This window comes from Paraburkholderia sp. Ac-20342 (assembly GCF_017104985.1).
Lineage (GTDB): Bacteria > Pseudomonadota > Gammaproteobacteria > Burkholderiales > Burkholderiaceae > Paraburkholderia.
In genome coordinates, this window is sequence record NZ_JAAGPQ010000161.1 from 1 (window position 1) to 7,086 (window position 7,086).

General features: G+C 65.6%; 8 protein-coding genes. 7 read left to right on the forward strand and 1 reads right to left on the reverse strand.

The window, feature by feature from the left end:
• The 7 genes from G3N58_RS32950 to G3N58_RS32980 form a co-directional block, all read left to right on the forward strand.
• A partial coding sequence (locus G3N58_RS32950) for a thiamine pyrophosphate-dependent enzyme (RefSeq protein WP_241017332.1) occupies nt 1–662 on the forward strand: 662 nt, incomplete at its 5' end.
• Nucleotides 659–1,534 carry an ABC transporter ATP-binding protein gene (locus G3N58_RS32955; protein WP_167041277.1) on the forward strand — a complete coding sequence of 292 codons (876 nt, stop codon included), beginning with the start codon at nt 659–661 and terminating at the stop codon, nt 1,532–1,534. The genes G3N58_RS32950 and G3N58_RS32955, both read left to right, overlap by 4 nt.
• Nucleotides 1,531–2,367, forward strand: a complete 837-nt coding sequence (locus G3N58_RS32960; RefSeq protein ID WP_167283790.1) for an ABC transporter permease — start codon at nt 1,531–1,533, stop codon at nt 2,365–2,367. The genes G3N58_RS32955 and G3N58_RS32960 overlap by 4 nt, the downstream gene beginning before the upstream one ends.
• A 5-nt stretch (nt 2,368–2,372) precedes the next feature.
• Nucleotides 2,373–4,097: a hypothetical protein gene (locus tag G3N58_RS32965; RefSeq protein WP_206001285.1), complete on the forward strand. Its 1,725-nt coding sequence runs from the start codon at nt 2,373–2,375 to the stop codon at nt 4,095–4,097.
• Entirely contained in the window at nt 4,087–4,977 is an 891-nt protein-coding gene (locus G3N58_RS32970; protein ID WP_206001286.1) for a hypothetical protein, read from the forward strand. The genes G3N58_RS32965 and G3N58_RS32970 overlap by 11 nt, the downstream gene beginning before the upstream one ends.
• Before the next feature lie 23 nt (nt 4,978–5,000).
• Nucleotides 5,001–5,306 carry a hypothetical protein gene (locus G3N58_RS32975; protein ID WP_167041289.1) on the forward strand — a complete coding sequence of 102 codons (306 nt, stop codon included), beginning with the start codon at nt 5,001–5,003 and terminating at the stop codon, nt 5,304–5,306.
• Nucleotides 5,307–5,440: 134 nt separating this feature from the next.
• Nucleotides 5,441–6,523: a porin gene (locus tag G3N58_RS32980; RefSeq protein ID WP_167041292.1), complete on the forward strand. Its 1,083-nt coding sequence runs from the start codon at nt 5,441–5,443 to the stop codon at nt 6,521–6,523.
• 228 nt (nt 6,524–6,751) lie between these two features.
• Here the strand turns inward: G3N58_RS32980 and G3N58_RS32985 are convergent.
• Nucleotides 6,752–7,086 (reverse strand): 4Fe-4S dicluster domain-containing protein (locus tag G3N58_RS32985; protein WP_206001178.1); only part of this gene is annotated, 335 nt, incomplete at its 5' end.

Genomic DNA, 7,086 nt, shown 5'->3' on the forward strand with positions numbered 1-7,086 from the left:
CGGGCGCGGCGGCGCGCCTCGACGCGATCGCGCCGCTCCGGGCGCGTTACGCGCAGCGCACGACGCCGCGCGCGTTCGATGCGGGCGCGCCGCAGAACATGATCAGCCTCGAAGGCGTGTATCACGACATTCTGCGGCTGCTGCCGGAGCGCGCGAGCATCGCGAGCGATGCCGGCACGTTCGGCGGCTGGCTCATGCGCTACTACCGCTGGAAGCATCCGCGCACGCTGTTCGCGCCGACCGCGGGCGGCATGGGCTACGCGCTGCCGGCGGCGATCGGCGCCAAGATGGCGCGGCCCGACGAACCGGCGGTCTCGTTCTCCGGCGACGGCGGCTTCGCGATGACGATGAGCGAGCTGGAAACGGCGGTGCGTCTGCGCCTCAAGGGGTTCGTCGCGCTCGTGTTCAACAACAACAACTACGGCACGATCACGATGCATCAGCGCCGGGAGTTTCCGGGCCGCGCCGTCGCGACGGAACTGGGCGCGATCGATTTCGCGATGCTCGCCGAGTCGATGGGTGCGAAAGGCTTCACCGCGCGCACCAATGCCGAGTTCGCCGAGGCGTTCGCACGGGCGCTCGCGCACGACGGCCCCGCGTTGATCAACATTCTTTACAGCCCGGATCGGCTTTCGCCGTGGGCGGACGAGCGTGCATCATGAGCCAGACGTTGAAAATCGAAGAGGCGCGGCCGCTCGAACTGGTGACGGGGCAGCGTGCCAGTGCGCCGCAGGCGAACACCGCAGCAAACACCGCCGCGATCAGCGTCGATCACGTGTTCAAGCGCTTCGGTTCGAAGAAGGGCGACGTGCAGGCCGTCAGCGACGCCTCGCTGACGATCGCGCGCGGCGAATTCGTCTCGATCGTCGGTCCGAGCGGCTGCGGCAAGAGCACGCTGCTCAATATGATCGCAGGCCTGATGCCGGTCAGCGAAGGCCGCATCGAGGTGCTGGGCAAGCCCGTAAAGGGGCCCGTGCATGAACTCGGCGTGGTGTTCCAGCAGCACCTGCTGCTGCCGTGGCGCACGATCCTCAACAACGTGCTGCTGCAGATCGAAGTCCGCAATCTGAATCGCGCGGAGTATCTGCCGCGCGCGCAGCAACTGCTCAAGCGGGTGGGCCTTGGCGACTTCGCCGAGCGCTTCCCCGACGAACTGTCGGGCGGCATGAACCAGCGCGCGGCGATCGTGCGCGGCCTCATGCACGATCCCGGTGTGCTGCTGATGGACGAACCGTTCGGCGCGCTCGACGCGATGACGCGCGACCAGATGTGCCTCGACTTCCACCAGCTGTCGCGCGAGCAGGGCAAGACGGTGCTGTTCATCACGCACTCGATCACCGAGGCGGTGTTCCTGTCGAACCGGGTCGTCGTGATGTCGCCGCGGCCCGGCCGCATCGAGGAGATCGTGCCGATCGAGCTGGCCGGCGAGCGGCACGTCGACATTCGCGACGAGGCGGAATTCACGCGCTATACGCGGCACATCCGCCGCATCTTCGAAAAAATGGGCGTATTGAAAGAGGAGCGCCGGTCATGAATCAGAGTTCGACATCGCAAGGCTCCGTGCGCCGTGTGTTCAGCGCGCTATGGGCCCGGTTTCCGGTGCTGATCGTGCTGGTCGCGATCGTCGCCGTGTGGGAAGCGGGCGTCGATATCGGCCACGTGCCCTCGTATCTGCTGCCGCCGCCGAGCAGCATCTGGGTGTCGCTCGTCGATCATCGCGCCAATCTGCTCGCGCATATGTGGGTCACGCTGATCGAAACGCTGGCCGGCTTCGGCCTGAGCATCGCGATCGGCGTGCCGCTCGCGGCGCTGATCGTCTACTCGCGCGTATTCGACCGGATCGTCTATCCGATCCTGATCGCGTCGCAGTCGGTACCGAAGGTCGCGCTCGCGCCGATCCTGCTGGTCGCGCTCGGCTACGGCATCCTGCCGAAGATCATCGTCGCGTTCCTGATCGCGTTCTTTCCGGTGGTCGTCAATACCGTCACCGGTCTCGCCTCGGTCGATCGCGATACGCTCAAGCTGATGCGCTCGATGGGCGCGACGAAGGCGGCCGTGTTCAGCAAGGTGCGCTTTCCGCATGCGGTGCCGAGCATGATCGCCGGGTTCAAGGTGGCGATTGCGCTGGCCGTGGTCGGCGCGGTGGTGGGCGAGTTCGTCGGCGGCCGGGCGGGGCTCGGCTACTACATGATGCTGGCGACCGGCAATTTCGACGCGCCGCTCGTGTTTGCCTGCGTCGTGGTGCTGACGCTGGTCGGCATCGTGCTGTTCTATGCGGTGGGTCTGCTCGAACTGCCGATGGCGCGCTGGAACCGCTCGGTGCGTATCGCGCGCGCCGCGGAAGCCGGCAGCGCATTCGGGATGTGACGGCAATGGCGAATCTCCCGGTTTCCTTGCCGTCCCGAGGCGCGGACCTGATGGAGCTGACGCACCTCGGTGCGATCTGGCCCACCAAGTTCAGCTTCGCGCATTCGTTCCTGCGCACGGTGTGCCGGATGGACTTCTCGTGCGAAATCAGCGAGCTGCGCCTCGACGATGCCGGCCGCGGCCACATCGCCTACCGGGCGCGGCTCGACGGACACACGATGACGTTCGTGGTGTTTTCCGACCCGCTGCCGGAGCATCAGCAGCAGGACCGCATCATCGCGACGCGCTGGGACGCATGGGCGGCGCTCTTTATCGGCGAGCCGTCGGCCGAGGATATCGAGCAGTCGCGCGAGCAGATCCAGCAGGTGACGTGGGGGCGCGCTGCGCCGCGCACGCTCGCCTGGTCGCGGGCGAACCGCAGCGCGCGCCTGTTCGAGCATGTGGTGGCGTCGCTCGCGGCCGGACAGCAGCCCGATCCGCGCCAGTTGAACCAGATCGGTTATCTGATCCGCACCACCGGGTTTAGCGGCAATGGCCGCAACGGCATGCACGATTACGCGTATCTGCGCCAGATCGGCCATCCGTTGCAGGCGCCGTATCACGCGCAAATGATGGCGGCTTACCTGTGGCGCGAGTTCGGCTACGACCTCGCACTGCACCTCGCGCGCGTGCGCAATCCCGCCGCCGTGGATCTTTCCGACGAATCGCGGCGCTTCGTCGGCGTCGGCAACTCGTCGGGCATCGGGCTCGTGCCGTTCGTGGTCCGGCATCCGCGCCTGCTCGACCGCTGGATTGGCGCGCGCGAACAGGCTCTGGCCGAGATGTATCGCGAGCGCTTCGAAGCGGACGATTCGCGTTGCGACGAGTTCGATCGTCAACTGGAGCGCGCCATCGAGTATTTCGCGCACGAGCCGACCGGCGACCTCGACGAGTTCGCGCCGAGCGAGGCGATTCATGCCGAGCTGCTCCAGGTGCGCGCGCAGTTCGCCCACTTGCGCGCCGGGTGGAAGGCCGGCGCGAGCCGCTCGAATCCGCTGGCCGAACTGCTCGTCAGCTGGCGGGGGCGTTGCTGCCTGGAGACCGGCGAGCTGCTGAACTCGTTGCTGCTCGAATGCCACGAAGGCGGCAACGTCGACGCGAATACGCTGCATGCCGACGAATCGCTGCCGTTCGATCCCACGCAGAAGGCCGGCGCGCTGAAGGACCTGATCGAGACGCATCTCGCATGGGTGAGCCGTTTCACCGTGGAAGGCGAGCGGCCTTTTTTCTGGTACGCATCCGAGGAAAACATGGAGCCGCGGCGCGGCAGCCGCGACATCGACGAGGGCGAGCAATATGCGCTGCCCGTCGACGTGATGGGCCGTGTCGAAGAGCTGCTGTCCCGTCTGCGCGCCGTGCCGCCCGAGCAGACGCTCGGCCGCTTTCTGATCGCGCATCCGGACATGCGCTTCATGGTCGGCTGGGTCAGCACGCTGGCGGATTCCCACTACGCGATTGCGCGCACGGATCTGCTCACGAAGGACTTTTCCCCGCTGCGCATCATGCGTTTCCAACTGGCGACCTACGGCATGCTGAAGTTCCGCCCGCGTTCGCGCACATGGCTGCGCGCGACACTGTTCCAGGGCGCGGGGCTGCCTCGCGAGCTCGCGGCCGGCCATGCCGGCGACGGTTTGCTGCCGAGCGTGCCGCACGGCTACGAATTGACGGAGGAACCGCTTCTTGGAGAATGAACTGTTGTCGGCTTCGGTTCGCCTGTCCGGCAAAGAGGTGCCGGGCTTGGCCGTGCGCGTGCTCGGGACGGCGTTGATGCCGTGGGGCGCGAGCGCCGGCGCGGCGGAGGCCGTCGAGTTCGGCGAACTGGCGGGCTGGCGGCGCCTGAGCCGGCTCGCGCGCGAACTCGATGCCTTCGATGCGTCGATGTGGCGCGCGCCCGATATCGTCGCCGAGCACGAAGACCATGCGCTATGCGAGGCGAACGGCGGCTCCGCGCTGTTCTTCGGCGCCGCGCTGGCCGACTGGCTGGGCGCCTGGGCGGGGCAAAGCGGGCGGGTCGTGGTCGCGCTGCGCAACGTTGCCCATGCCGCCGATCTGCATGCGATCCCGTACTGGCTCGCGCGGCGCGGATACGCGGGATGTGTCGCCACGGGACTCGGTGTGGCGGCGGGCGCGGGGCAGCGCGACGGAAGCGGGATCGTGTTCAGCGTGGCCAGTGCCGAAGGCGACGGCTGGCAGTATCGGGCCGCGCATGATCCGATGGCTGTGCCGGGCGCCGCCTGCTCGTTGCTGTCGGCGCTAAAGCACGGCGCGCCGCCGCGCACGGCATTCGACGCGCTGCTGCAAACCGGCGGCCACTCGCAGGCGGACGTGCGCGACTTCGCATGGCTGGAGGGGAACGATGCCGTCGTCGTTGCGGCGCCGGCGCGGAGCTTGAGCGGTTTTATCGGCGACGCCTGCGCGTACGCCATCGATTCGCAGCACCTGAGCGCGCTGAAGGCGCGGGCCATGGCCGAAGGGTGGCCGATCCCGCGTGACGAATGGGAGCGGTTGATGCGCTTCGCCGACCGAAGCCTGATCCGCACGTCCGAGCGTTCGCGCGAAGGCGCGGGTTGATTTTATCCAGACGGGACACAGTCATGAAGATAGTTGTCGTACATCATTTCGTCTTGCCGGGACAGCACGAGGCGGCGCACAGGCGAATCGGGGAAGTCACGCGGCGCATGGGTACCCGCGATGGCTTGATGTTCCGCCACGTCGGCGCACGCGCCGGCATGCCGGACTGCCTGACCTCGGTCACGGGCTGGCGCAGCGAGAGCGATTGCGCCGGGTGGGAAGCGTACCGGGATTCGCTGCCGCCGATCGGCGGCGACAACCCGTATTCGAAGGTCGAGGAACTGGCGGTGATCGTTCCTTCGTCCGATGAAAAGGGCGCGGCCGGTTGAGGCAAGGGGCGCGGCTGTCGCGCCCCGGTTTCGTCTTATTTAATCAGGATGTCGAATCTGTTGGTGGGGATGTGAAGTAGGTGGTACAGGTTTCATGAAAAAATTCTTACAATATAAATTGGTTAGGAGGTCAAATGAAGAAGGCATGGATGTTGATCGCGCTTCTCGCTGCATCGGATTACGCATCGGCTCAAAGCTCGGTGACGTTGTTCGGTCAGATCGACGAGGCAATCGCCTACATTAACAATGCGGGCGGCGGCGCTTCGGTGCGCATGCGCAGCGGCACGTGGGTGGGTTCCCAGTGGGGGCTGACCGGCAACGAAGACCTGGGCGGCGGATACCGGGCTTTCTTCCGCCTCGAAAACGGTTTTGATCTGAATACCGGCAAACTCGGGCAGAACGGCCGGCAATTCGGCCGTCAATCGTATCTGGGGCTCGGCACGCCCTACGGTAATCTGACGTTCGGCCGCCAGTACGACATGGTGGTCGATTATGTCGGCCCGATCATGGCGAACGGACGGGGCAGCGCGCCGGCCTACGACATCGACAATACGGGCAATGACTGGCAGACCAGCAACTCCGTCAAGTATACGACGCCGACTTTCCACGGATTTTCCGCCGGCGCGCTGTATGCGTTCGGCGGCGTGCCGGGTCAGTTCTCGACCAACAGCGTGGTGAGCGCGGGCGCGGGCTATACGGGCGGTCCGTTGCAGGTCGGCGCGGCGTATACGTCGGTGCGCAATCCGTATGCGACGTGGTTCGACAGCACCGGTGCGTCCAATATCCTGATCTTTGGCGCTTATCTGCCGAACGCGCGTGCCCTCAACATTGCGGCAGGCGGCGTTTCATATAAGTTCGGCAATTTGATCGGCCGTGTCGGGATGTCGCATTCCGATCTGACCCAATCGATCAACGGCGCGGACGCCCAGTTCAATATCTATATGGCGCAGGCCGACTACTGGATGCGCTCGGATATCCGGCTCGGCGCGGCGGTGGACCTCGTGTACGGGAACATCGGCTCGCTGGGCCAGCATCCGCGCTATCAGCAGTACAACCTGGTCGCCGATTACTATCTGTCGAAGCGCACCGATCTTTATATGTGGGCGATCTACGGCACGGCGGGCGGTGACGCGACGCGCATGCAGATCGGGCAACTGCCGGCGTCGACGACGAATAAGCAGTTCAACATCAACTTCGGTATCCGGCATCGCTTCTAGGACGCTCGGCATCGAAGACGGCGTCGCCGCCGAGGTTCGTGCGGCGGCGCTGTCATGAGCGCTGGGAGTGCGATTGGATCTGGTGCAAACCGGTGCCCGTGCGGAACGGAGCAGGGCCATGACGAGGCGACGTGCTGCCGCGCGCTGCGAGTTCAGGCAGCGCGCGGCAGCACGAGCTATTTGCGTGGCACGATCGATCCTGCTCTCCCGTTTCAGGAGAGCGGCTGGTTACATATTCGGGTAGTTCGGCCCGCCGCCACCTTCCGGCGTGACCCACACGATGTTCTGCGTCGGGTCCTTGATATCGCAGGTCTTGCAGTGCACGCAGTTCTGCGCATTGATCACAAGCCGCTCGTTGCCTTCATCGTTCTTCACGAATTCATACACGCCAGCGGGGCAGTAGCGCGACTCCGGACCCGCATAGGTCTGCCAGTTGACGTTGACCGGCACGGTCGGGTCCTTCAGCGTCAGATGCGCAGGCTGGTTCTCTTCGTGATTCGTGTTCGAAATGAACACCGACGAAAGCCGGTCGAACGTGAGCTTGCCATCGGGCTTCGGATACG

Coding starts and splice junctions, on each gene's coding strand:
- G3N58_RS32955 (WP_167041277.1), top strand. CDS start 659: ATGAGCCAGACGTTGAAAATCGAAGAGGCGCGGCCGCTCGAACTGGTG.
- G3N58_RS32960 (WP_167283790.1), top strand. CDS start 1,531: ATGAATCAGAGTTCGACATCGCAAGGCTCCGTGCGCCGTGTGTTCAGC.
- G3N58_RS32965 (WP_206001285.1), top strand. CDS start 2,373: ATGGCGAATCTCCCGGTTTCCTTGCCGTCCCGAGGCGCGGACCTGATG.
- G3N58_RS32975 (WP_167041289.1), top strand. CDS start 5,001: ATGAAGATAGTTGTCGTACATCATTTCGTCTTGCCGGGACAGCACGAG.
- G3N58_RS32980 (WP_167041292.1), top strand. CDS start 5,441: ATGAAGAAGGCATGGATGTTGATCGCGCTTCTCGCTGCATCGGATTAC.